Source organism: Hoeflea sp. Naph1 (assembly GCF_046837775.1).
GTDB lineage: Bacteria > Pseudomonadota > Alphaproteobacteria > Rhizobiales > Rhizobiaceae > Hoeflea.
In genome coordinates, this window is record NZ_CP177286.1 from 2,378,680 (window position 1) to 2,401,162 (window position 22,483).

27 protein-coding genes are annotated in these 22,483 nt (G+C 60.4%); 8 read left to right on the top strand and 19 right to left on the bottom strand.

Annotated features, from left to right (window positions below; all coding sequences use genetic code 11):
• Positions 1–42 precede the first annotated feature (42 nt).
• Positions 43–1,920, bottom strand: a complete 1,878-nt coding sequence (locus ACK6D9_RS11240) for an ABC-F family ATP-binding cassette domain-containing protein (RefSeq protein WP_412048591.1) — start codon at positions 1,918–1,920, stop codon at positions 43–45.
• Positions 1,921–2,026: 106 nt separating this feature from the next.
• Between ACK6D9_RS11240 and ACK6D9_RS11245 the strand changes: the two genes are divergently transcribed.
• The 4 genes from ACK6D9_RS11245 (at position 2,027) to ndk (ending at position 4,108) form a co-directional block, all read left to right on the top strand.
• A complete protein-coding gene (locus ACK6D9_RS11245; RefSeq protein ID WP_267652087.1) occupies positions 2,027–2,224 on the top strand; it encodes a type II toxin-antitoxin system VapB family antitoxin in 198 nt (65 codons plus the stop codon).
• The gene (locus tag ACK6D9_RS11250; RefSeq protein ID WP_412048592.1) at positions 2,221–2,637 is read left to right on the top strand and encodes a PIN domain nuclease; all 417 of its coding nucleotides are present in this window, start codon (positions 2,221–2,223) and stop codon (positions 2,635–2,637) included. The genes ACK6D9_RS11245 and ACK6D9_RS11250 overlap by 4 nt, the downstream gene beginning before the upstream one ends.
• Before the next feature lie 47 nt (positions 2,638–2,684).
• On the top strand, positions 2,685–3,377 hold the full coding sequence (locus tag ACK6D9_RS11255; protein ID WP_322989544.1) for a glutathione S-transferase family protein: 693 nt from the start codon (positions 2,685–2,687) through the stop codon (positions 3,375–3,377).
• A gap of 308 nt (positions 3,378–3,685) precedes the next feature.
• Positions 3,686–4,108, top strand: a complete 423-nt coding sequence (gene ndk, locus ACK6D9_RS11260) for a nucleoside-diphosphate kinase (protein ID WP_267652090.1) — start codon at positions 3,686–3,688, stop codon at positions 4,106–4,108.
• Positions 4,109–4,207: 99 nt separating this feature from the next.
• Here the strand turns inward: ndk and ACK6D9_RS11265 are convergent, their stop codons facing one another.
• The 8 genes from ACK6D9_RS11265 to ACK6D9_RS11300 all read right to left on the bottom strand — a co-directional run bounded on the left by ACK6D9_RS11265 (position 4,208) and on the right by ACK6D9_RS11300 (position 11,741).
• A complete protein-coding gene (locus ACK6D9_RS11265; RefSeq protein ID WP_412048593.1) occupies positions 4,208–5,560 on the bottom strand; it encodes a ferric reductase-like transmembrane domain-containing protein in 1,353 nt (450 codons plus the stop codon).
• A gap of 232 nt (positions 5,561–5,792) precedes the next feature.
• The gene (gene ung / locus ACK6D9_RS11270; RefSeq protein ID WP_412048594.1) at positions 5,793–6,482 is read right to left on the bottom strand and encodes a uracil-DNA glycosylase; all 690 of its coding nucleotides are present in this window, start codon (positions 6,480–6,482) and stop codon (positions 5,793–5,795) included.
• Positions 6,479–6,949 (bottom strand): molybdenum cofactor biosynthesis protein MoaE, encoded by a 471-nt coding sequence (locus tag ACK6D9_RS11275; RefSeq protein ID WP_412048595.1) that lies wholly within the window; start codon positions 6,947–6,949, stop codon positions 6,479–6,481. Before ACK6D9_RS11275 ends, ung begins: the two co-directional genes overlap by 4 nt.
• A gap of 1 nt (position 6,950) precedes the next feature.
• Positions 6,951–7,208 carry a molybdopterin converting factor subunit 1 gene (gene moaD / locus ACK6D9_RS11280; RefSeq protein ID WP_412048596.1) on the bottom strand — a complete coding sequence of 86 codons (258 nt, stop codon included), beginning with the start codon at positions 7,206–7,208 and terminating at the stop codon, positions 6,951–6,953.
• Entirely contained in the window at positions 7,205–7,789 is a 585-nt protein-coding gene (gene pgsA / locus ACK6D9_RS11285; protein ID WP_322989539.1) for a CDP-diacylglycerol--glycerol-3-phosphate 3-phosphatidyltransferase, read from the bottom strand. Before pgsA ends, moaD begins: the two co-directional genes overlap by 4 nt.
• 116 nt (positions 7,790–7,905) lie before the next feature.
• Entirely contained in the window at positions 7,906–9,999 is a 2,094-nt protein-coding gene (gene uvrC, locus ACK6D9_RS11290) for an excinuclease ABC subunit UvrC (protein ID WP_412048597.1), read from the bottom strand.
• Positions 9,996–10,760, bottom strand: coding sequence for an SDR family oxidoreductase (locus ACK6D9_RS11295; protein ID WP_412048598.1), 765 nt, complete (start codon positions 10,758–10,760; stop codon positions 9,996–9,998). Before ACK6D9_RS11295 ends, uvrC begins: the two co-directional genes overlap by 4 nt.
• A 42-nt stretch (positions 10,761–10,802) precedes the next feature.
• The gene (locus ACK6D9_RS11300; protein ID WP_322989536.1) at positions 10,803–11,741 is read right to left on the bottom strand and encodes a calcium/sodium antiporter; all 939 of its coding nucleotides are present in this window, start codon (positions 11,739–11,741) and stop codon (positions 10,803–10,805) included.
• Positions 11,742–12,017: 276 nt separating this feature from the next.
• Here ACK6D9_RS11300 and ACK6D9_RS11305 point away from each other — a divergent pair, with 276 nt between their 5' ends.
• Positions 12,018–12,656 carry an outer membrane protein gene (locus ACK6D9_RS11305; protein ID WP_322989535.1) on the top strand — a complete coding sequence of 213 codons (639 nt, stop codon included), beginning with the start codon at positions 12,018–12,020 and terminating at the stop codon, positions 12,654–12,656.
• A gap of 83 nt (positions 12,657–12,739) precedes the next feature.
• Here the strand turns inward: ACK6D9_RS11305 and ACK6D9_RS11310 are convergent, their stop codons facing one another.
• The 4 genes from ACK6D9_RS11310 to ACK6D9_RS11325 all read right to left on the bottom strand — a co-directional run bounded on the left by ACK6D9_RS11310 (position 12,740) and on the right by ACK6D9_RS11325 (position 15,328).
• A complete protein-coding gene (locus tag ACK6D9_RS11310; RefSeq protein WP_412048599.1) occupies positions 12,740–13,159 on the bottom strand; it encodes a hypothetical protein in 420 nt (139 codons plus the stop codon).
• 60 nt (positions 13,160–13,219) lie between these two features.
• On the bottom strand, positions 13,220–13,873 hold the full coding sequence (locus ACK6D9_RS11315; protein WP_412048600.1) for a DsbA family protein: 654 nt from the start codon (positions 13,871–13,873) through the stop codon (positions 13,220–13,222).
• Between the two features lie 76 nt (positions 13,874–13,949).
• The gene (locus ACK6D9_RS11320; protein ID WP_412048601.1) at positions 13,950–14,648 is read right to left on the bottom strand and encodes a haloacid dehalogenase type II; all 699 of its coding nucleotides are present in this window, start codon (positions 14,646–14,648) and stop codon (positions 13,950–13,952) included.
• A gap of 125 nt (positions 14,649–14,773) precedes the next feature.
• Positions 14,774–15,328 carry a carboxymuconolactone decarboxylase family protein gene (locus ACK6D9_RS11325; protein ID WP_412048602.1) on the bottom strand — a complete coding sequence of 185 codons (555 nt, stop codon included), beginning with the start codon at positions 15,326–15,328 and terminating at the stop codon, positions 14,774–14,776.
• A gap of 167 nt (positions 15,329–15,495) precedes the next feature.
• Here ACK6D9_RS11325 and ACK6D9_RS11330 point away from each other — a divergent pair, with 167 nt between their 5' ends.
• Positions 15,496–16,122, top strand: coding sequence for a TetR/AcrR family transcriptional regulator (locus ACK6D9_RS11330; RefSeq protein ID WP_412048603.1), 627 nt, complete (start codon positions 15,496–15,498; stop codon positions 16,120–16,122).
• Between the two features lie 18 nt (positions 16,123–16,140).
• Here the strand turns inward: ACK6D9_RS11330 and ACK6D9_RS11335 are convergent, their stop codons facing one another.
• From ACK6D9_RS11335 to ACK6D9_RS11355, 5 genes are all read right to left on the bottom strand, one after another.
• A complete protein-coding gene (locus ACK6D9_RS11335) occupies positions 16,141–16,527 on the bottom strand; it encodes a diacylglycerol kinase (protein ID WP_412048604.1) in 387 nt (128 codons plus the stop codon).
• A complete protein-coding gene (locus ACK6D9_RS11340; protein ID WP_412048605.1) occupies positions 16,524–17,120 on the bottom strand; it encodes a glutathione S-transferase in 597 nt (198 codons plus the stop codon). The genes ACK6D9_RS11335 and ACK6D9_RS11340 overlap by 4 nt, the downstream gene beginning before the upstream one ends.
• Before the next feature lie 39 nt (positions 17,121–17,159).
• The gene (locus ACK6D9_RS11345; protein ID WP_412048606.1) at positions 17,160–17,876 is read right to left on the bottom strand and encodes a ribonuclease T2 family protein; all 717 of its coding nucleotides are present in this window, start codon (positions 17,874–17,876) and stop codon (positions 17,160–17,162) included.
• Positions 17,877–17,884: 8 nt separating this feature from the next.
• On the bottom strand, positions 17,885–18,295 hold the full coding sequence (locus ACK6D9_RS11350; RefSeq protein WP_322990672.1) for a hypothetical protein: 411 nt from the start codon (positions 18,293–18,295) through the stop codon (positions 17,885–17,887).
• A 71-nt stretch (positions 18,296–18,366) separates the two neighbouring features.
• A complete protein-coding gene (locus ACK6D9_RS11355; RefSeq protein WP_412048607.1) occupies positions 18,367–19,218 on the bottom strand; it encodes a 23S rRNA (adenine(2030)-N(6))-methyltransferase RlmJ in 852 nt (283 codons plus the stop codon).
• Positions 19,219–19,331: 113 nt separating this feature from the next.
• Here ACK6D9_RS11355 and ACK6D9_RS11360 point away from each other — a divergent pair, with 113 nt between their 5' ends.
• Positions 19,332–21,455, top strand: coding sequence for a molybdopterin-dependent oxidoreductase (locus tag ACK6D9_RS11360; RefSeq protein WP_412048608.1), 2,124 nt, complete (start codon positions 19,332–19,334; stop codon positions 21,453–21,455).
• Here the strand turns inward: ACK6D9_RS11360 and ACK6D9_RS11365 are convergent.
• The gene (locus tag ACK6D9_RS11365) at positions 21,452–21,922 is read right to left on the bottom strand and encodes a MarR family winged helix-turn-helix transcriptional regulator (RefSeq protein WP_412048609.1); all 471 of its coding nucleotides are present in this window, start codon (positions 21,920–21,922) and stop codon (positions 21,452–21,454) included. The genes ACK6D9_RS11360 and ACK6D9_RS11365 overlap by 4 nt on opposite strands.
• Positions 21,923–22,040: 118 nt before the next feature.
• On the opposite strand from ACK6D9_RS11365, the gene ACK6D9_RS11370 reads away from it, so the two are divergent.
• Positions 22,041–22,463 (top strand): organic hydroperoxide resistance protein, encoded by a 423-nt coding sequence (locus ACK6D9_RS11370; protein WP_412048610.1) that lies wholly within the window; start codon positions 22,041–22,043, stop codon positions 22,461–22,463.
• The last annotated feature ends 20 nt before the right edge of the window (positions 22,464–22,483 follow it).

Sequence of the window (22,483 nt, forward strand, 5' to 3'; positions counted from 1 at the left end):
CGGTTTGACGGCAACCACTCGCGAATCCGCGTGGCGGCAGATTTATTCTGCCGCGTCGGGATCATCCACCTGGCTTGTCAGTTCCAGCCAGTCGGCTTCCGCCTTGGTCAGTTCGGCTTGCCGTTCGGCACGCTTCTTGGACAGTTGCGGTACCTTGTAGGCGGCCTTGGTATGCAGATCGGGGTCGGCAAGCTCGGTGTCGATCGCCTGAATCTGTTTGCCAAGCCGCTCCACCAAGGCCTCGATATCCTTGATCTTCTTGTGGATCGGGGCACCAGCGGCGCGGCGCTCGGCGGCCTCGCGCCGCTTCTCGGCCTTGGATTGGCCGCTACCGCTTGATTTCGAACTCTGCTTGCCGCCGCCGACCACTTCCTGGCGGTAGTCCTCAAGGTCGCCCTCAAACGGAGACACGGTGCCGTCCTTGACGATCCACAGACGGTCGACCGTGGCCTCGATCAGATGCCGGTCATGGGAAATCAGGATGACCGCGCCGGGGAAATCATTGAGCGCGCGGATCAGCGCCGCGCGGCTGTCGATATCCAGATGGTTGGTCGGCTCATCGAGAATCATAAGGTTGGGCGCATGGAACGCCGACAGCCCCATCAGCAGCCGCGCTTTCTCGCCCCCCGACAGATCCTTGGCCGGGGTGTTCATCTTGTCCTGCTTCAGGCCCATCTGCGCCACCCGGGCGCGAACCCTGGCTTCCTGCGCATCCGGCATCAAGGCGCGCACATGCGCTACGGCGGATTCTTCAGGAATGAGGTCGTCCATCTGATGCTGGGCGAAAAATCCGGTCTTGAGTGCTGGCGCGGTGCGGATCAGGCCGGCTTCGGCCTGCAGCCGACCGGCGATGAATTTGGCGAAGGTGGATTTGCCGTTACCGTTGGAGCCCAGCAGCGCGATGCGGTCATCGGCATCAATTCTGAGGTCCAACCGGGTCAGGATAGGTTCGCCCGGCGTATAGCCGACCGAGCCACCTTCAATAGCTATGATAGGCGAGGCGACGCCGCGATCGGGACGCGGAAACGAGAAACCGCTGACATTGTTCTCCACTACCGCGTCGACCGTACCCATACGTTCGAGCGCCTTGAGCCGCGATTGCGCCTGCCGCGCCTTCGAGGCCTTGGCGCGGAAGCGCTCGACAAATTCTTCCATGTGCTTGCGCGCGGCGAGGCTCTTTTCGCGCGCCTTCATCTGGTGCTCGTCGCGCTCGGCCTTCTGCCGCTCGAACTGGTCGAAGCCGCCTCGGTAAAACGTCAGCTTCTTCTGGTCGAGATGGACGATGGCGTTGGCCGCGGTGTTCAAGAGATCGCGGTCATGGCTGATGATCAGCACGGTGTGCGGATAGCGGCGGATATATTCCTCAAGCCACAACGTGCCTTCGAGGTCGAGGTAGTTGGTCGGCTCGTCCAGCAGCAGCAGGTCTGGTTCGGCAAACAATACCGAGGCCAGCGCCACGCGCATGCGCCAGCCGCCCGAAAAGCTCGACGCCGGGCGTTGCTGGGCTTCCTGGTCGAAGCCGAGACCCGCCAGAATCGACGAGGCGCGGGCTTCTGCCGAATGCGCATCGATATCAACCAGCCGGGTCTGGATCTCGGCGATGCGATTGGGATCGGTCGCAGTCTCCGCTTCCTTCATCAGCTTGGTGCGCTCGAGATCGGCGCGCAGCACGATCTCGACCAGCGCGGTGTCCTCGGCCGGCGCTTCCTGCGCCACCTGGCCGATCCGGGTGTTTTTCGGAATCGAGGTATGGCCGGTCTCTGTCGCCATTTCGCCGGTGATGATCTTGAACAGCGTTGATTTGCCCGCGCCATTGGGCCCGACAAGCCCGGCCTTGATGCCCGCAGGCAGCGCCAGCGAGGCATTGTCAATCAAAAGGCGCCCGGCAATGCGTGCGGAAAGGTCTGTAATCGTAAGCATGGCCGCGCTTCTGGCTGCATTTTGGATAAATGGCAAGGGGCAAGCGGTTTGCGAGCCGAGTTCTGCATGTGTATAATGCTCAAAAATATACACATCGGAAATTGTCATGCGCACAAATATCGAAATAGACGATGAGTTGGTAGCTGAATTGATGAAACTGACGGGCCGGAAAACCAAGCGCCAAGTAGTTGATGATGCCTTGCGCGATCAGTTGCTGCGCAAGCGTGCCGCCCAGGCTATTTTGAAGCTCGAAGGTGCGATTGAATGGGAAGGTTCAATCGCCACGTTGCGTGGTGAGCAGTGATCCTCGTCGACACTTCCGTCTGGATCGATTTCTTCTCAGGGCGCAAATCGGCACATGTTGACCGCCTGAAGGACATCACCGATGCCGGCAGGTTGCTGGTCGGTGATCTTATTCTGGTTGAACTGCTACAGGGGCCAAAACATGACGCCGATGTGAGACGCCTGCAACGGGCCTTTGCTGACCTGCCGGTTGAAACACTCTGCGGTCCTTTGATCGCGCCGAAGGCTGCAGCCAATTATCGCAAATTGCGGCGATCGGGGATTACGCCGCGCGGGACGGTGGATGTCATTATTGCTACCTGGTGTATCGAAAGCGCAGTGCCGCTTTTACATAAGGACCGGGATTTTGAAGTGATGGAGCGAAAATTGGGATTGCTTTCGGCAATGAGCGTTGATCAGTTCCCGGATCCATGATTTCTTCCGGATTTCGATAATCTCACCATTCCCAAAGAGTGCAATTAATGTCCATCATCTTTCATGATCTCATTGGCGCCGATCCGGCGCGCCCATTCAGCCCGCATTGCTGGAAGGTGGCCATGGCGCTGGCCCACAAGGGACTGGATTTCGAACGCAACAATGTCTGTTTTACAAAGGTTCCCGAGGTCGAGGGCGGTATCTCCAAGATCGTGCCGGTGGTCCGTGATGGCACCAAGGTTGTCGCCGACAGCTTTCTGATCGCCGATTATCTGGAACAAACCTATCCCGACCGACCGTCTCTGTTTGGCGGAGAGGGCGGACAGGCGATGGCGCGGTTCATCGAGTCCTGGTCCAATTCGACCTTGCACACGGCCTTGGCCGGCATCGTGATGAAGGATATCCATGACGTGCTGGAGCCGGAAGATCAGGCCTATTTTCGCCAGTCGCGAGAAGCCCGTATGGGCAAGACGCTGGAACAGATCGTGGAAGGCCGCGAGGCCGCAATCGCCGGCTTCTCCGCCAAACTCATGCCATTGCGCCTGACGCTCAAGGCGCAGCCGTGGATCGGCGGGTCATCGCCGCTGTTTGCCGATTACATTGTCTTTGGCGCCCTGCAATGGGCCCGGGTCATCTCATCGGCCAAGCTGCTGGAGGAGGACGATCCGGTCTTTGACTGGTTCGAACGCTGTCTCGATCTGCATGATGGCCTTGGCCGGTCGGTTCCGGCTTTGAGCTGAGAGGCATCAAGCTGAAGCCCGCAGAGCGCCGGCAGCAGCGGCAACTCCGAAAGTGGCCACAGCACCGGCCATGTTACAATTCCACGATGAATTGACGATTGATCCAGGGTGTGCCGGGTGCTCGGGCGGCGCCGCAGGGCAGGGCATGATGCTCTTGACGCCCCTTGCGGATATTCGGGCATGCGGCTATTTAGGCGCCAACTCCGGGCCAGACCAGCTTCAGCTCGGATTTTCGCACCGATTTTCTTGCGCAGGCAAACGCCGGGCTCAAGTCTCGTGACAACAACCAAATGACAGGACAGACCACAATGGCGATTGAACGCACTTTCTCGATGATCAAGCCCGACGCCACCAAGCGCAACCTCACCGGCGCCATCACCAAGATTTTTGAAGACAATGGCCTGCGCGTCGTTGCTTCCAAGCGCGTCTGGATGAGCACCCGCGAAGCCGAAGGTTTCTACGCCGTGCACAAGGAACGCCCGTTCTTTGGCGAACTCGTTGATGGCATGACCTCCGGCCCGACCGTTGTTCAGGTTCTCGAAGGCGAGAACGCCATTCTCAAGAACCGCGAAATCATGGGCGCCACCAACCCGGCCGACGCGGCTGAAGGCACCATCCGCAAGACCTTTGCGCTGTCGATCGGCGAAAACTCGGTCCACGGCTCGGATGCGCCGGAAACAGCCGCCGAAGAAATCGCCTACTGGTTCGCCGGCACCGAAATCGTCGGCTGAAGCCTACTACAGCGCAACCGGTTTGCCGGTGCGCCTGATCCAAAAGCAAAAGGCGGCCTCCGGGGCCGCCTTTTTCGTACGTATTTTCGGTAGAAGCCTTCACCGCATGCCGAACAGTTCCTGGTGAAACTTCGCGTTGATATCCAGACCTTGAGCGGCGAAGTCGGCGCGAAGCGCATCGCCGAACCCGACCGGACCGCAGAACCAGAAACTGGCGTTGCGCCAGTCCGGGACTTCTGCGCGAATGCGGTCGCCGCTGAGTTTGCCGTCCTTGGCGTCGACCAGGATATGCAGGCGCACATCGGCGTCTACGGCATCGGCGGCAAGCCGCGCCAGCGCCGCCTCGTCGAGATCAGCCGTGGTATGAAACAGATCGATGACTTGCCGGGCAGCATCTGGTGTCTGTTTGCGTTGATGGGCAAGGTGTTTCATACGCGAAATGAAAGGCGTGATGCCGATGCCGCCACCGATCCAGATCTGTCGCGGGGCGTTGTCATCGAAGGTGAAACAGCCATAGGGACCTTCGACCTTGACCTTCTGGCCAATGCGCAGCGTCTCGGCGAGCCGCTTTGTGTGGTCACCCAGCGCCTTGACGATGAAGGTGATTTCCGGATTTGCCGGGTCCCATGCCGAGGCGATGGTGTAGGGGTGGGCGCCTTCCTGACCGTCCGAGGTGGCAAAGGCGAACTGGCCGGGCTGGTGACCGGGCCAGCCGGGTTGCAGCTTGATCCGGCTTTCGAGCACCCGCACGCCGGGAAAGCTGGTGAGTTCGACAATCTCGCCCTCCACCTGGCGCCCGTGCGCAACCCGTCTGAACAGCACCACCACCGCCGCATAAATGCCCGACGCCAGCATAAGCGCCAGAACGATCCCGAGCGGCGTCATCCAGTAGTCAAATGACGTCAGCACCACAGCGTGGAATGCTAGCACCAGATAGGCTACGGCCAGCAAGCGGTGTGTCTTGAAGAACAGCCTGTAGGGAATGAGCTTGATCAGCGCGACGGCAATCAGCAGCACAACGGCATAAAAGGCCCACTCGCCCAGGCCTTCGGCGGGGTGGCGCAAGCCCGACAGGAATTGTTCTATCGGGTTGACCAGAACCGGCTTTTCACCGCGCTCCGGGCGTGTAAACAGTCCCAGGTTGATCGCCCATTTCGGGGCCTCTGACCACAGCCAATGGACGACGGCAAAGATCAGCGCGGAAATGCCAAGCCATTTGTGCAGCCGGTACATCTTGTCGAGCCCGCCCAGCCTCTGCTCCGGCCAGCGCGGTCGCAGTGCCAGCACCATGGCGATGCTCATGACGCCGATCGCCAGCAGGCCGCTGTACTGCATCATGAAACCGCGCAGCGCAAAAACACTGCGCGCCTCAAACACCGCCGGATCGGCTGCGATCCAGAGCAGGGTGATGAGCGCCAGCACGCCCCAGAACACAAGCTTGATATTTCTCACTGCCAAGGCCCCTTTGCCAATCTCACATATCCGCAGCCGGGATCATGAGGTCGGACCCATCACCACAACCATTCTGGTCATAGGACGATTGGCAAAAGCATGAATTGTCTCAGATCAAGCGTGATCGGTTTTTCGGGCGGCTGGGGGAATTGACTGCAATCATGATCGCCGGCAGAGAGGGCGGGCAGGGAGCATCATTGCCCAAGACGGCCGGTCTTACCTATCAGCCCGGTCAGGGTGTCTCCGGCAGTTGCCAGTCAACCGGCTCCATGCCATTTTTCTCAAGAAAGGCGTTAGCCTGGGAAAAATGCCGGCAGCCGAGGAAACCGGTATGCGCTGACAGCGGTGAGGGGTGCGGCGCCTTGAGCACCAGATGGCGGCTGGCATCGACGAACTGGGCTTTCTTCTGAGCGTAGGAGCCCCAGAGCAGAAACACCACCGGATGCTTGAGTTCGTTGACCCGGGCGATCACCGCGTCGGTAAAATGCTCCCAGCCGCGGCCACGATGCGAGGCGGCGAGGCCACGTTCCACCGTCAGCACACTGTTGAGCAGCAACACACCCTGTTGTGCCCAACTGACGAGGTTTCCATGCCTGGCAGGTGCGATACCGAGGTCGGCGGCAAGTTCCTTGTAAATGTTCTTGAGCGAGGGCGGGGTGCGGACGCCCGGCTGGACAGAGAAGCACAGGCCGTGCGCCTGACCGTCGCCGTGATAGGGATCCTGCCCGAGGATGACGATCTTGACCCGGTCAAGTGGCGTCAAGTCGAGGGCGGCAAAAATTTCCGGACCTTTCGGGAAGATCTCTTTGCCGTCCGCCATCTCGGTTTTCAGGAAAGATCGCAGATCGGCCATGTAGGAACTTGCCAGTTCCTCCGACAGAGCCGCCTTCCAGCTATCGTCGAGCTTGATGGTCCCGGTCACTGGCCGCTTTGCCAGCGTGCCTTGGCAGCATCATCGTCATCCTTCGCCGACACCCAACCGCCAGCACTGCCATCCATGAGATGTTCTTTTTTCCAGAACGGCGCGTCGGTTTTCAGATAGTCCATCAGGAACGCAGCGCCATCAAACGCCGCCTGCCGGTGGCTGGCGCAAGCCAGCACCAGCACGATGTTGCCACCCGGGGCAATCTTGCCATAGCGATGGATAGCGGTAACGCCGCTGAGCGAAAACCGCTCTGCTGCCTGGTGCGCAATGGCGCTGATCGCGCGCTCGGCCATGCCCGGATAATGTTCCAGTTCCAGACTTTTCAGCCGCCCGCCTTCATCTCGGCACAGGCCGATAAAACTCGCCACCGCGCCGATATCTGGGCGGCCCTTTGTGAGCAGGTCGATTTCCGCCGCGATATCAAAATCCTCGGCCTGGATCCGGACGGTGATCTCGGGGGCCATTTCAACCACCTGTCATCGGCGGAAACAGCGCGATCTCACGCGCCGAACCGATGGCTTCGTCATGATCGGCGTGTTCCTCGTCAATCGCCGCGCGGATGACCTTGGGGACCGCGAAGACCTCGGCATATTCCTCGCCGAGCGTCGCCAGATGGGCGATCAACTGGCCGATGGTGGTGACGCCACCCGGCAGATCGAGTTCTTCCGATCCCTTGCCAAGGCGCTCACGCACCCAGGCGAAATAGACGATTTTGATGCTCATTGGTCCACCACATGCCGCAACCCGGCGCGGAAATAGTCATAGCCGGTGTAAATGGTAATGATCGCCGCGATCCACAGCAACCCGATGCCGATCTCGGTCGTGTAGGGCAGCACTTTGTCGCCGGCGGGGCCAGCCAGCAGGAAGCCCAGTGCCACCATCTGCAGCGTGGTCTTCCATTTGGCGATCCGCGTGACCGGCACCGATACTTTCAATGCGGCGAGATATTCGCGCAAGCCCGAAACCAGGATTTCGCGGCACAGGATGATGATCGCTGCCCAGATCGACCAGCCGGCAATGGTGCCGTCAGCGGCAATCAGCAGCAGCACCGAGGCCACCAGCAATTTGTCGGCGATCGGATCGAGCATGCGGCCGATAGTTGATGTCTGGTCCCAGATCCGGGCCAGATAGCCGTCGAAGAAATCGGTCACTGAAGCCACGATGAAGATCGCCAGCGCGCTCCACCGCGCGAAATCCGATCCGTGCAGTTCGCCCTCGACAAAAAAGCACAGCACGATCAGCGGAACGGCGAGAATCCGTGCGTAAGTCAACATGTTCGGAATATTCAATGCAGGCGAAGCCATTGGGCCCCCCATTCGTATGATTTGGAGCAAGATGCGCGGCAGTTGCCAGTCAGGTCAACTGTTGTAAATCGCCATAGCGGCGTAATGTCTCAGTTCGACGCCAAACATGGCAGCTATTATCGTTTTTCCTCATGAAAATGATTGTAAATCAGCTCCGCCGTCGCTGCCGAAATGCCCTCGACATCGAGCAGGTCGTCGACACCGGCGCGCGATACCGCCTTGGCGGTGCCGAAATGGTGAAGCAGCGCCCGCTTGCGCGCCGGCCCGATACCGGCAATTTCATCAAGCGGGTTGCTGATCAGTTCCTTCTTGCGCCGGGCGCGGTGGGTGCCGATGGCAAAGCGGTGCGCCTCGTCGCGCAGCCGTTGCACGAAATACAGCACCGGGTCGCGCGGCGGCAGCGTGAAGTCGGGTTTGCCCTGCATGAAGAAGCGTTCACGGCCGGCTTCCCGGTCCATGCCTTTGGCAACCCCGATCGCGGTGACCTTGCCGGCGATCCCCAATTCTTCGAGAATGCCGCGTACGGCGCTCATCTGGCCCTTGCCGCCATCGATCAGTACCAGGTCGGGCCAGGCCGGGATCCCGCTTGGTGCAGGCGCATCCGGATCGTCGTCCTGAGCCGGGTCGGGATCATTCGGGCTTTCATCGCCATGCTCCTTGATCAGTCGCGAAAAACGCCGCTGCATGACCTCGCGCATCATGCCAAAATCGTCGCCGGGGGTAATGTCTGTCGAACGGATGTTGAACTTGCGATACTGGTTTTTGACAAACCCCTCGGGTCCGGCGACGATCATGCCGCCCACCGCATTGGTGCCCATGATGTGGGAGTTGTCGTAGACCTCGATACGGCGCGGCGGGCGCGGCAGGCCAAAGGTCTGGGCCAGTCCTTCGAGCAACCGGGTCTGCGATGCGGTTTCGGCCAGATGCCGGCCATGCGCCTCGCGTGCATTCGACAGGACCTGATCGACCAGTTCGCGCTTTTCGCCGCGCTGCGGCAGGCTGATGGTGATCTTGTGGTCCATGCGCACGCCGAGTGCTTCCTGCAACAGCGTCCGGTCCTCGAAATCATCGGAAACCAGGATCAACCGTGGCGTCGGCTTGTCGTCGTAGAACTGGCCGATGAAGGCGCCCAGGATTTCGCCCGGCGCCAGCGATGGATCGGCCTTGGGGAAATAGGCACGGTTGCCCCAGTTCTGACCGGTGCGGAAGAAGAACACCTGGATGCAGGCCATGCCGGCGTCGTGGTGGATCGCGAATACATCGGCTTCCTCGACCGTTTGCGGGTTGATCCCCTGGTGGCTCTGCACATGGCTGAGCGCCGAAAGCCGGTCGCGGTAGACCGCTGCGCGTTCGAAGTCGAGATCTTCGGAGGCCTGCTGCATGGCTTTTGCCAGCTGCGATTTGACCGCCTGGCTGCGCCCGGAGAGAAAATCCTTGGCCTCGCTCACCAGCTTGGCATAGCCCTCGGCGTCGATTTCGCCGGTGCACGGCGCCGAACAGCGCTTGATCTGGTAGAGCAGGCAGGGCCGGGTGCGACTTTCATAGACGCTGTCGGTGCAGGTGCGCAGCAAAAACGCCCGCTGCAGTGCGTTGATGGTGCGGCCGACGGCGCCGGCTGAGGCGAACGGGCCGAAATAGGTGCCTTTTCGCGAACGCGCACCGCGATGCTTGAGAATTGCCGGCGCCACATGGTCGTCGGTGATGAGGATATAGGGAAACGACTTGTCGTCGCGCATCAGCACGTTGAACCGCGGCTTCAGCCGCTTGATCAGATTGGCTTCGAGCAGCAGCGCTTCGGTTTCGGTGCGGGTGGTGACGAACTCCATGTTGGTCGTCTGCGCGATCATTCTGGTGATGCGGTTGGAGTGGCCACGCCCTTGCGCGTAATTGGTCACCCGCTTCTTCAGGCTGCGCGCCTTGCCGACATATAGAACATCACCGGCCTCGTTCATCATCCGGTAGACGCCGGGCTGATTGGGCAGGTGCTTGACGAAGGCTTGGATGACTTCCGCGCCCTTCAGGCCGGAGTCGAGACCCGGGCTTTCGTTCCACTCGATGCCGGCGATATCGATGCGGGCTGAAATCGGAGACGGATCGACGTCGGCGACTTCTTCCTCATCGGCATCATTTTCGTCATAAAGCACGCCGCCATCGGCCAGCGCTGCCGTTGCGGGCTTCTTTGGTGAAGATGGGCGGGGAGGGCGACTCATTCTGCGATATTAGCAACATCCGGCGTCTGCCATGCTAGATGCTGGCCGCCGTCGAGCGCGATCATCTGGCCGGTAACCGAACGCGCCTGATAGAGATAGCGGATGGTTGCGCCGAATTCGGCAAGCTCCGGTCCGTGACCGAGCGGAACCGCCCTCGCTTGAACAGCGAAATCATCTTCGCTCTGGCGCTCATTGGCAAGGGTTGGCCCGGGGCCGATGGCGTTGACGCGAATATGTGGCGCCAGCGCCTGCGCCATGGTTTGCGTCGCGGTCCAGAGCGCTGATTTCGACAGGGTGTAGGAGAAAAAACGCGGTGTCAGGCGCCATACGCGCTGGTCGATGATGTTGACGATCAGTCCTGCGCGGTCCTTGGGCAGGCCGTTGGCCATGGCTTCGGCCAGGATCAGCGGGGCTTTGAGGTGAATCGCGAAATGCAGATCAAACACCGCTTCGTCGAGTGCCCGCACATCGTCATCCTCGAACACCGAGGCGTTGTTGACGATCAGGACGGGCGAGCCAAGTTGCGCCGAGACATCGGCGTGGAGTTGTCGCACAGCCTTGCCGTCAGACAGGTCGGCGACGAAGACCTCGGCCACGCCCCCGTCCGAGCGGATTGTTTCCACCACCGCCTCGGCTTCGGCCCGGCTGCTGTTGGCATGAACGGCCACCTGGAAGCCATGAGCGGCCAGATCCAGAGCGATGGCCTTGCCGATCCGGCGGCCGGCTCCGGTGATCAATGCTGTAGATTTAAACGACGTCATCAGCTTGCCAGTTCACATCTGCCGCCGTGGCGCGGCTGCCCATCAAAATATGGATAGGATATAGGCTGCGAAGAGGGCAAGCATAGCCAGCCCCCCCAGCTTCTTCAGCGGTATGTTCCAGTACGCCAGCGCCACCACCAGCAGGCTTGCGGCCAGCATCACCCACATGTCGATCGAGATGATCCGGGCATCGACATCAAGCGGCAATATCAAGGCGGTGCCGCCAAGAATCAGGCCGATGTTGAAGATGTTGGACCCGACCACGGTGCCGATCGCAACGGCACCGGATTTGCGCCAGGCGGCCATCACCGATGTCACCAGTTCCGGCAGCGATGTGCCGATGGCGACAATCGTCAGCCCGATTGCCGTTTCCGAGGCGCCGAGCATGCGCGCAATATGCGCGGCCCCTTCCACCGTCATCCAGGCGCCGATCGGCAGTCCGACCAGACCGCCGAGAATGAAGGTGATGGTTTTCCAGTTTTCCTGCGGCAGGTCGGCAACGTCGTCATGATAATCGGAAATCGGCGCCATGCCGCATTTGCGTGCGGCCATGATCTGCCAGCCCAGATAAGCGCCCATCATCGCGAGCAGAATGGCGCCGTCGACGCGGCTGAGCCCGTCGAAGGCCATCAAGATCATTACCACCACACTCATGCCAACCATCACCGCCTGCGACACGGCGAGGCCGTCCTCGCGGCAATTGATGGTCATCAGCAGCGCCGGCGCGCCCAGTACCAGGAACACATTGGCGATGTTGGAGCCGACCACGTTGCCGATGGCGATTCCGGAAACCCCGTCAAAGGCCGCCTGCAACGAAACAAACAGTTCCGGCGCCGACGTGCCGAACGCCACAATGGTCAGACCGATGATCAGCGGGTCGATCGACAATTTCTCGGCCAGCGCCACCGCGCCGCGGACCAGATAGTCGCCGGCAAACACAAGGACGACCAAACCCGCAATCAGGGTCAAAATACTCAACATGCCGGGGATCAACGCTCGCGATTAGGAATGGACCTGTCCACATATAGGCGTAGTCGCCCCATTCGCAATGGAAAGCATGCTTTCATCACCATGAAAATGTTGCCCCAAAGCAACAGTCCGGCATGCCCTTTTTCTGCCGCTGTGTTTCCACATTCCCGCTTCGCGGCTGCCGCATTCGACCTCCATCTTGTCAGTTGTTGGGGGCGTGAAATCAACCGGCCCCGGCCTTAGCGGCCCGCTGTTATGCGTCGGGTCGAACAAACCAAGGAGAATGACATGCGTATTCGTAAACTGGCACTGCTGGCCGCAGCTCTTTCTGTGCCGCTCGCCACCCCCGTGCTGGCCGCGGACGCGATCCTCGAACAAGCCCCTGAGCCGCCGATGGCGGAACTCGCACCGCAGAGTTTTCTCTGGTCGGGCGGCTATCTCGGCGGTTATGGCGAGTACAAGTGGGGCGAGTTTGACGTGTTGGCAACGCAGGACGCCGATGGCTTCGGCGGCGGTGTCTACGGCGGCTACAACTGGCAGACCGAGAACATCGTTTATGGTGCGGAAGCCGATATCGGTTATTCCGGCGTCGATTCCACTGCTGGCGGCTTGACTGCTAAGCAGGGCGTCAACGGTTCGCTCCGGGCCCGCATCGGTTATGATATCAACCCGTTCTTGCTCTATGCCACCGGCGGTGTTGCCGCGACCCAGGCCAAGCTGACCAATGCAGCTGGTTCCGACAGCAAGACGATGCTCGGCTGGACCGCTGGCGCCGGCGCGGAAGCCTTCGTGACCGACACCATCACCACCCGAGTCGAGTACCGTTACTCCGACTACGGTTCGGAAAACTTCACTCTTGGCGCAGGCAACGTCTCGTCCGGGTTTGATGATCATTCCGTGCGTCTCGGCATCGGCATGAAGTTCTGATCCCACAGAACTTCTCAAATGGAAAACCCGGGCGCCAAAACGCCCGGGTTTTTTGTGTCTGCAGCCAGATCATTTCGTAATGCCTATCTTCCGGCGACTGTGCGGTTGCCTTTCAGCCAGGCAATGGCGTCGGGATAGTCGAACGCCAGCGAGATTACATTGGTGGCAAGCAGGATCCAGAGATAGGCCTCGTAGCCGCCGGTTGCCTCTGGCCGGGCGAACACCAGCAGCAACACCAGCGCTGTCCAGGGAACGATATGCGGCAACGCCATTAGCTTTGAAAAGCCACGGTCGTGGATCATCACCCAGAGATTGGGCAGCATGGCGATATTGGCGAGCAGCGCGACCCACAATCCCATCGGCTTGTCGATGAAGAACACGCTTGTCACGTTGATCGGAACCAGCAGAAATACGACCCAGATCTGCACCCAACCGGCCAACGCCCTGAATGAGTGCCAGATGTCGGCTGCCATGTTCCGGGAGCCCTCACGAGAAGATGTCATGGTGGAGTCCTTATCTGAAGCGGCGACATCAGCCGATGGAACCGGACCCGCCAGCCTCTCTCAGGCCCGCGTGCTGGCAAGCTGTTTGAGAATCTCGGTGTAGTTGGCAACGCCCTGGGCGCCGGTGACCAGATGCTTCTTTTCAAACACCATGGCCGGCACGCCACGAATTCCCTGCTGGACCCAGAATTCTTCCTCGGCGCGGACTTCGGCCGCATGGCGTTGATCCTCAAGCACCTTTGCCGCCTCGGCGCGGTCGAGACCGGTTTCTGCAGCGATACCAGCGAGCACAGTGACGTCCGACAGGTCGCGCCGGTCAGTGAAATAGGCTGCAAACAGCGCCTGTTTCAAATCATGGCCGCGGCCCTGAGCGTCGGCCCAGTGGATCAACTGGTGGACGTTGAAGGTGTTGTACATGCGCATGTCATCGGCAAAATTGAAATCAAATCCTACCTCGGCGCCGAGAGCCGTGATCCTTGCCCGGTTCTCCTGCGACTGCTCGGCGGTGCTGCCATATTTTTCCGCGATGTGCTCGCCAAGGTTCTGGCCCTCGGGCGCCATGTCGGTGTTGAGTTCAAACGGATGCCAGTGAACTTCATAGTCAGTGCCGGTCTCTTCGAGTGCGCGGGCCAATTGGCGATAGCCGACCACGCACCAGGGGCAGACGACGTCCGACACGATGTCGATACGCAGGGGTGGAGATTGATTGGTCATGATGTTTTCCGTGTTTTTCAAGTTTGGATGTTGATTGATTGGTGTGTTGCTTGGCCGAGCGGTATCGTGCCCGCGGTCAGGTGGCTTTCCAGCGCCGGACAATCTGGTCGGCAAGCTCGATAAGGTCTGGCGCAACAAGGTCGGGCACAGGCACCTCCGCTGCCGGCAACAGGGCGTTGTGCGGTCGTGTGACCAATGCGCCATGCCAGCCGGCGGCCTGGGCGCCGATCGTATCCCACAAATGGCAGGCGACCAGACACAGGTCCGAGGCCTCGGCTTTCAGCGCGTCGGCGACGAGTTGATAGGTTTCGGGCGCCGGCTTGAATTTGCCAACTGATTCGACGCTGAAGGAGTGCTCGAAGAATTCGCCGAGCCCGGCTCGTTCAAGCGGTGTCGGTGACGCCGCACTGGCCGAGTTCGTCAATGTCACAAGCCGGAAACCCGCATCGCGCAGCAGCGTCAGCGCCGGAACCGCATCTTCATGGGCGGGCATGGAGCCGATCCGCTGGGCCAGTTCGCTGATGTCGTCGTTGGTAATGTCGACATCGTGGATTGAGCCGATCATCTTCAGCGTGCCGCCTGCCAGCTTGCCAAACGGGGTGTAGAGGCCGGAAAGTGTCATCGTCTGGGAATACAGGATCAGTTCTGCAAACCACTCCCTCAAAACTGCCGGATCGCCGAACAGGCGGTCAAACAGCGGCTCCAGCGTGGTGATGTCGAGCAATGTTTCGTTGACATCGAAAATGAGGGTTGAAACGGGCATGTTCTGGTTCATCGGGTTTCCTTCCGGCATCGTTCAGATCTGTCGCATCCACTGGAACAGTCAACCCCGGCAGTTGCTCTGCCGTGTTCTCCGAATGCGCCGGCCTGGAAGCTGCCAGGCGGGCGCATTCTGATCGATCAGGCGGCCTTGTGCCACTCGAACTTCTGGAACGGCTGGTCGATCGGGGTTTGCGCCAGATGGTTGGTGTAGTTCGACATCACCTTCTGGGCGACCCCAAGCACCACTTCGAGAACCTGACGCTTGGTGAAACCGGCGTCGAGAAAGGCCTGGACAGCAGCATCATCGACATTGCCACGGTCGCGTACAACGCTGAGGGTGAAGCTGCGCAGCGCTTCAAGATGGGCATTCGGCAGTGCGGTCTGGTTGCGCAGCGCATCGGAAACCTCGTCGCTGACCTTCATCGCCTTGGCAATGCCGGTATGGGCGGGAACACAGTAATGGCAGGCATGCTCGACATTGACGGTCTGCCAGACCACCGTCAGTTCATCCTTCGAAAAGCTCGAATTGACGAATTGATCATGAACGAAACGGTAGCTTGCAAGCAGGCCCGGTGCTTCAGCCATGGTGGCGTGCAAGCCGGGGATCATGCCGTTCTGCTTTTTCGATTCGGCAAGCATCGGCTTGCTCTCTTCGGGGGCGGTGGTTTCATCGTGCAGCGGGAAATCGGTCATTGGCGTCTCCTGAAATTGACTTGAGCGTCCGGGAGCGAACGTCCGGCCAATATGGGCGCTTTGAGCGTTTGCTCAACAGCAAATTTGAGCAATCACTCAATGGTGATTGGCGCAGCCTTCGCGGCGGGCGAGACAAAGCGCTCAATCTCGCCTATCTATGAGACATCATGAAACGTGCCCGCCCATATAATCGTGAGGTTGCGCTTGACGCCGCCGTGAACCTGTTCTGGACGAAGGGGTACCACGCCACCTCGCTCAAGGATTTGGAAGCCGCGCTGCAAATGAAGCCCGGCAGCATCTATGCGGCGTTTTCAAGCAAGCAGGCGCTCTATCTGGAAGCGCTGGAGCGGTACTTCGAGAAGTCGCGGAACGGGTTCAGACAGGAAATCGAGAGTGTCGCTTCCCCGCTTGACGGCTTGTCGGATTATCTGGTGCAACTTGCCCGCACACGGTCGCAGGAGCCGCAGGGACAGGCCTGCATGCTGGTCCGCACGCTACTCGATACGACATCGACCGATGCAGTGATTGCCGAGAAGGCCAATGCCTACCTCGAGCAGATCCAGACCGAATTTGCTGCCGCCTTCGACCGCGCAAGGGAAATTGGCGAGATTGCCGCCAACGCCGATAGCAGACGGCTTGCCCACCGCTACCAGGCAAGCATCAATGCGCTCAGGATCGAATTGCATCGTGGTGTCGACCAGGCAGAAATTACCGCGCTGGCGCAGGACATGGTCGACGAACTGCAGCGTCTGCGGGTGTCACCAGCCGCTGCGGAGCGCGAGACGCTCGCCTGACCCCCAAAATGAATCACTCTAGCTGCCGGTAGGCAGCCACAGCGTCGCCAGTACGAAAAGCGCCCAGATGGCGTTGGCCACCAGCAGGCAGAACACGGCAAACGAACCCAGATCCTTGGCGTGCCGGGCCATTTCCGAATAGTCCGGGGATACATGGTCGGTAATGTCTTCCACCGCGGTGTTGAGCGCCTCGATCGCGGCGGTCAGCAGGTAGAGCAGCGCCGCGCCGACATGGCCCCACAAAGGCACGCCGGACACAGCAAACAGGCCGATGATTACACAAAGAGCCAGGGTTTCGTGGCGAAACGCTGTTTCGCCCCACAGCCGTTTGACGCCGCCGAGCGAATAGCGCGCGGCGGCGAAGATATGGGCGAGCCCGGTCTCTTTGTCCGGACGCGGGCTCACGCCCTGGGACGCAGGGCGTCGAGTTCGGGAAAGCTTGACGCGAATTTGGCGCTCCAACGCTTGAGCTTCGGCCGCCCGCGTTCCCACTGGCCGTCAAACCGCAGCGCCAGGTAGCCGGTTGCTGCCGCCAGCGCCAAGTGGCCGCCATTGGGGGCCTTGGTAAGGCGCGGCAGGTTGTTTTCGAGATGGTCAAGCGCGCGGGTCGCCTTTGCCCACTGTATGTCGATCCAGTCCTGATGGACCTTTTCCTCGGGCCGGTATCGCCGCTCATAGATGATCACCAGCAGGCAGTCGCACAAGCCGTCGCACAATGCTTCCATCACTTCCGCATCGGTGCGCTTTGCGGCGTTGCGCGGATAGATCCGCTTGCCACCGGCGCGATCGAGAAACTGCATGATGGCGCGGCTGTCATAGACTGCCTGGCCCTCGTCGGTCACAAGCGTCGGAATCTTGCCGAGCGGATTGTTGTCGATCAATTCGGCGGGCAGGGTGGCTGTATTGGTCAGCACCGGTTCGAGGGCCACTCCAGCAAAATGAGCGGCCATGCGGACCTTGGACGAATAGGGGGAAGCGGGGGCGTAAAGGAGTTTCATCGGTTTCTTCTCTGCGTTGTCAAATACGAATGGCGCCGCTCAATTGGGCTCTGGCACCGAAAGATTATCGATTGTGCAGCCGGCCCGGTCGACCTTGGCACAGCCGCGAAATTCAAGTGAACCGGTCATGCAGATGCGGATCTCGCGAAGCATGCGACGGTCGCATGTCACCGCAACTCCATCGCGCTGCATACCCGGATTGGCAGCAATAAACGCATTTTCAGCGTCAAACGCATCAATCTTGCCCGGCAATTTGTCAAGCGCAAAGGCCGAGGGGACATTGATGCGTTGCCGCGCCGCCCGCAGCACTTCTAAATAGTCTTTCTGGCTTAGCCCCGAGCACGACCCGTGCTTGCGCCATTGTTGGCCGATCAGGCCCATCGACGGAAGCAGATCGAGATAGGCCTGGCCGAGCTGTGAGGGCACCCGCTCGGGCTCGCGCGAGCCGCAGTATTGTGGATAGCCATCCTCGAATTGCGGCCACAGCCCATGCACCACGAACCCGAGATCTCTGTCCTCGGCACATTGGTTTCGGTTGGCGCGCGCGCCTTCGATCAGGCAATAGGCGGGCGACCAGGACAGCGCCAGCACGTAAAAATCAAATCCGGTTCCAAGCGGAAGATCAGCGTTCGCCGAGAAGGCGGCCACCACCGGTTTTCTTGCCGAAGCCGACGCGTCGCTGTCATCTGAACAGGCAAACAGCAGCGCAACCAGCGGCAGGGCCGCCAGAAGCCGGATTGCTGCTGGAAATGACACGGTTGGGATCAGCGTACCGACCGGCACCAAGCGCCGTGCACCTTGAACGGATCGAGCCCGGAGATGCAGAATTCGAGATTGTCGCGCAGACCGGCAAACCCCATGCCGCCTTCGATCAGCCACCAGATCGGCCGATCATGGCCATCATTCATCCGTGCCGTGCCGTGGCAGTAAAGCCGCGGGATCGATGAGGAGGCTACCATGTTGCGGCCACGAATGGCGTGCGGCCGCTCGATGCTGTCAATCGCCAGCCCGCGCTTAAGCAACATCCGGTCAGTCCATGTGAACCGCTTCTGGATGTAGGTGAGCACTTGCGGCGCGTCGCACGCGGCAAAGCTGCCGCCAGTAAATGCCATGGCCGGCGCAGAATAGCTTGAAACCATAAATACGAGGGCAAGTATCAGACTTTTCATGTTCATGACCGGTCCTTTGTCCGCGATGATTCCCGGTATACGGCGAGGTCGTACACTTGGGCAAGGGCAATCAACTGTCAACTTTCGCCCACAAGCATGCGGATTTCCGCACCACCACCTGGTTCCTGGGCCAGCAGGCCGGCAAGTTCCGGCAGAACTGCTTTCAGCGAGGCCTCGAGCGTGTAGGGTGGATTGACGATCACCAAGCCGCTGCCGTTGAGCCCGGGCGCGGCGTTGTTGTTGCGGATCCAAAGCCGCACCGTCAGCGTGCTTGGCCGGCCAAGATTGGTGAGCTTGGCGTCAAACGCCTTGAGCGGGCTGTCGGCCTTGATCGGATGCCACAGCATGTAGGTGCCGCCGGCAAAGCGCCGGGTGGCCCGCGCCAGCCCGTCGATCATCCGATCGAATTCACCTTCTTCTTCGAACGGCGGATCCACCAGCACCAGGCCACGCTTTTCCTTGGGCGGCAGATGCGCGCCGAGCGCCAGCCAGCCATCGAGCTCGATCACCCGGACCTGGTAATCGCCTTCAAACGCTGATCTCAGCTTTTCGGCGTCGGCCGGATGCAGCTCGATTGCCGAAAGCCGGTCCTGCTTGCGCATCAACAGCCGCGCCAGTTTGGGCGAGCCGGGATAGTGGCGCAGCCCGCCCTTGGGATTGAGCGTGGTGACGGTCTCGAGCCATGGCGCCAGAAACGCGCCCAGTTCCGGCGACAGGTTGGCCTTCATCACCCGGCCGACGCCCTCGCGCCATTCGCCGGTCTTTTGCGCTTCGATCGAAGAAAGATCGTAAACGCCGGTGCCTGCATGGGTGTCGATGACGCGGAACGCCTGATCCTTGCGCTTGAGATAGGTGATGATCTGGGCCAGCACCGCGTGCTTGAGCACATCGGCGAAATTGCCCGCGTGGTAGCTGTGGCGATAATTCATCGTCTGGCCTGATGTATCCTCGAAATGGGTCGGCTAAAACTTCCGCCTCGACGTGGCGTGACGGTGCGGTTTCTCTTATAGAGAAAAGCACCAATGATGCGAGTGGAGAAAACATGAACGAGGCAAGCGCGCTCAAGCCCGGCCCTGCGCCAGCCATTGGTCATTCAGCCTGCCCGCATGATTGTCCCTCCACCTGCGCGCTCGAAGTCGAGTTGCTGGCCCATAACCGCATCGGTCGGGTGCGTGGCGATGCCGCCAACAGCTACACCGCCGGCGTGATCTGCGCCAAGGTGGCGCGCTATGCCGAACGCATTCACCACCCGGACCGTCTGCTCAAACCGCTGATCCGTGCCGGCGCCAAGGGCGAGGGGAAGTGGAAAGAGGCAAGCTTTGACGCAGCACTCGACCTGATCGCCGAAAAATTCCTCAAGGCTGAAGCGGAGTTTGGCTCAGAAACCGTCTGGCCGGCCTTCTATGCCGGCACCATGGGGCTGGTGCAGCGCGACGGCATCCACCGTTTGCGCCACGCCAAACGCTATTCCAACCAGTTCGACAGCTACTGCACTAACTTGGCCTGGACCGGTTTTTCCATGGGCGCGGGCGCCCTGCGTGGCCCCGATCCACGCGAGATGGCCAAATCGGATTGCGTGGTGATCTGGGGCACCAATGCGGTCTCCACCCAGATCAACGTCATGACCCACGCGATCCGCGCCCGCAAGGAACGCGGCGCCAAAATCGTGGTCATCGATGTCTATGACAATCAGACCATGAAGCTGGCCGACGTCAAGCTGGTGGTCAAGCCCGGCACCGATGCGGCGCTGGCTTGCGCAGCCATGCATGTGCTGTTCCGCGACGGCCTGGCCGATCGCGAATATCTTAACAAATACAGCGACGATCCGGCGGGACTTGAATCGCATTTGCAAACCCGTACGCCCGAATGGGCGGAGGCGATCTGCGGAGTGCCTGCAGCCGAGATAGAGGCTTTTGCAAAGCTGGTCGGCACCACCAATCGCTCGTTTTTCAGGCTCGGTTACGGCTTCTCGCGTCAGCGCAATGGTGCGATCAACATGCACGCGGCGCTGTCGCTGGCCGTCGTTACCGGCGCCTACCAGTATGAGGGCGGTGGCGCGTTTCATTCCAATTCCGGTATTTTCCGGCTCGACAAATCTCTCGTTGAAGGTCGCAAGCAGTACGATCCCGGCCTGCGCTGGCTCGATCAGTCGCAATTGGGCCGGGTGCTCACCGGCGAACCCGAGGCGCTTAATGGTGGCCCGCCGGTCACTGCTATGCTGATCCAGAACACCAACCCCGCCAATGTCGTGCCCGAGCAGCGCAAGGCATTCAGGGGGCTGATGCGCGAGGATCTGTTCGTGGCCGTCCACGAACAATTCATGACCGACACGACCCTGCTTGCCGATGTGGTGCTGCCGGCCACCATGTTTCTCGAGCATGATGACATCTACCGTGGCGGCGGCAACCAGCACATCATTCTCGGGCCTAAACTGGTCGATCCGCCCGAAGGCCCGAAATCCAACCATTACGTGATCGAGGAACTGGCCAAACGTCTGGGCGTTGGCGACCATGAGGGGTTCGGGCTCACCGAGCGCGAGCACATCGACTACATGTTGCAAAAGCGTGGACTCGGTGATTTCGACAGCTTCAAGGCGGGCAAATGGGTCGATCTTCAGCCCGATTTCGAAACATCTCATTTCCTCGGTGGATTCGGCCACAAGGACGGCAAGTATCGCTTCCGGCCCGACTGGATCGGAACGCCGGCAGCCAACAGGCCGCCAAAGCGGATGGGACCGCAAGGGCCGGTGGACCGGCTTCCAACGTTTCCAGATCATGTCGAATTGATTGAAAGCGCCGATGGCGAGCATCCGTTCCGGCTCGCCACGTCACCTTCGCGCTCATTCCTCAATTCGACCTTCAGCGAAACGCCGGGTTCAAAGGCCAAGGAGCAGCGTCCGACCCTGTTAATCCATCCCGAGGACGCCGCGGGGCTTGGCGTGGGCGACGGCGACAGGGTGCGGCTTGGCAACGCCCGGGGCGATCTCTTGATGCATGCCAAGTTGGATGCGGGTCCGCGCCGCGGCGTTGTCATCCATGAAGGGTTGTGGCCCAATTCTGCGTTCGAGGGCGGCGAGGGGATCAACATCCTCACCGGCGCCGATGCCTGCGCGCCCTATGGCGGCGCAGCGTTTCACGACACTAAGGTGTGGGTGCAGAAAGCCTAGGCTACGGACGCTTCGGTGTCCGTCAGCAGCGCCTTTCGCACCTTGACCAGCATGGCATGCAGGGTGGAAAACTCATCGGTCGACAGGCCGAAGGCTTCTGCCACGCAGGCTGGCACATGGCTCGCACGGCCTTCCATCGCACGTCCGACCTTGGTGAGGTGCACCCGCACCTTGCGCTCATCGACAGCATCGCGCGTGCGCGCAACCAAGCCCTGGCTTTCGAGCCGCTTGACCAACGGCGTCAGTGTCGAGGAGGCGAGGCCAAGCCGCTGGCCCAGATCGCCAACCGTCACCCCGTCGCCATCCCAAAGCACCAGCATCACTAGATATTGCGGATAGGTCAGCCCGAGCCCGGACAACAGCGGCTGGTACACCTGCCCGACGGCGTGGTGGGTGGCGTAGATATCGAAGCAGAGCATCGATTCGGGGACCGGCTTGAAACCCGCCGGCAGATTGCCCTTGGCCATGATGTTTTCTCCTGTGGGCAGAACCTATTTTGTGCGGTTGCGACAATCAATCACTTGAAGGTGCTCATTCGGTGCGATATTTATCGTGCACGATTGAATCGTACAAAAGGAGAATACCATGCCAAGCAAGATTGTCTATCGCGTCGCGGCCACCGCCACCGGCGGCCGCGACGGTCATTCCAAAACCGAAGATGGGGCGGTCGATGTGGATCTGGCTGTCCCCAAGGAAATGGGCGGTCCTGGCGGCGGCGTGAATCCCGAACAACTGTTTGCGACCGGCTATGCAGCCTGCTTTCTCGGTGCGGTGAAATTCTATGCCGGCCAGAAAAACGTGCAGGTGCCAGATAATTCGACCGTGACGGTTACCCTCGGTATCGGCCCGCGCGAGGATTTGGGTTTCGGACTTGATGTCGGCATCAAGGTTGATCTGCCGGGCCTCGACAAGGATGTCGCGGACGACCTGATCGCCGGTGGCCACAAGGTCTGCCCCTATTCGCACGCGATTTCCGGAACTCTCAACGTCACCCCAGTCCGCGCCTGAAGGGGGCTGCCCCTAGAGAC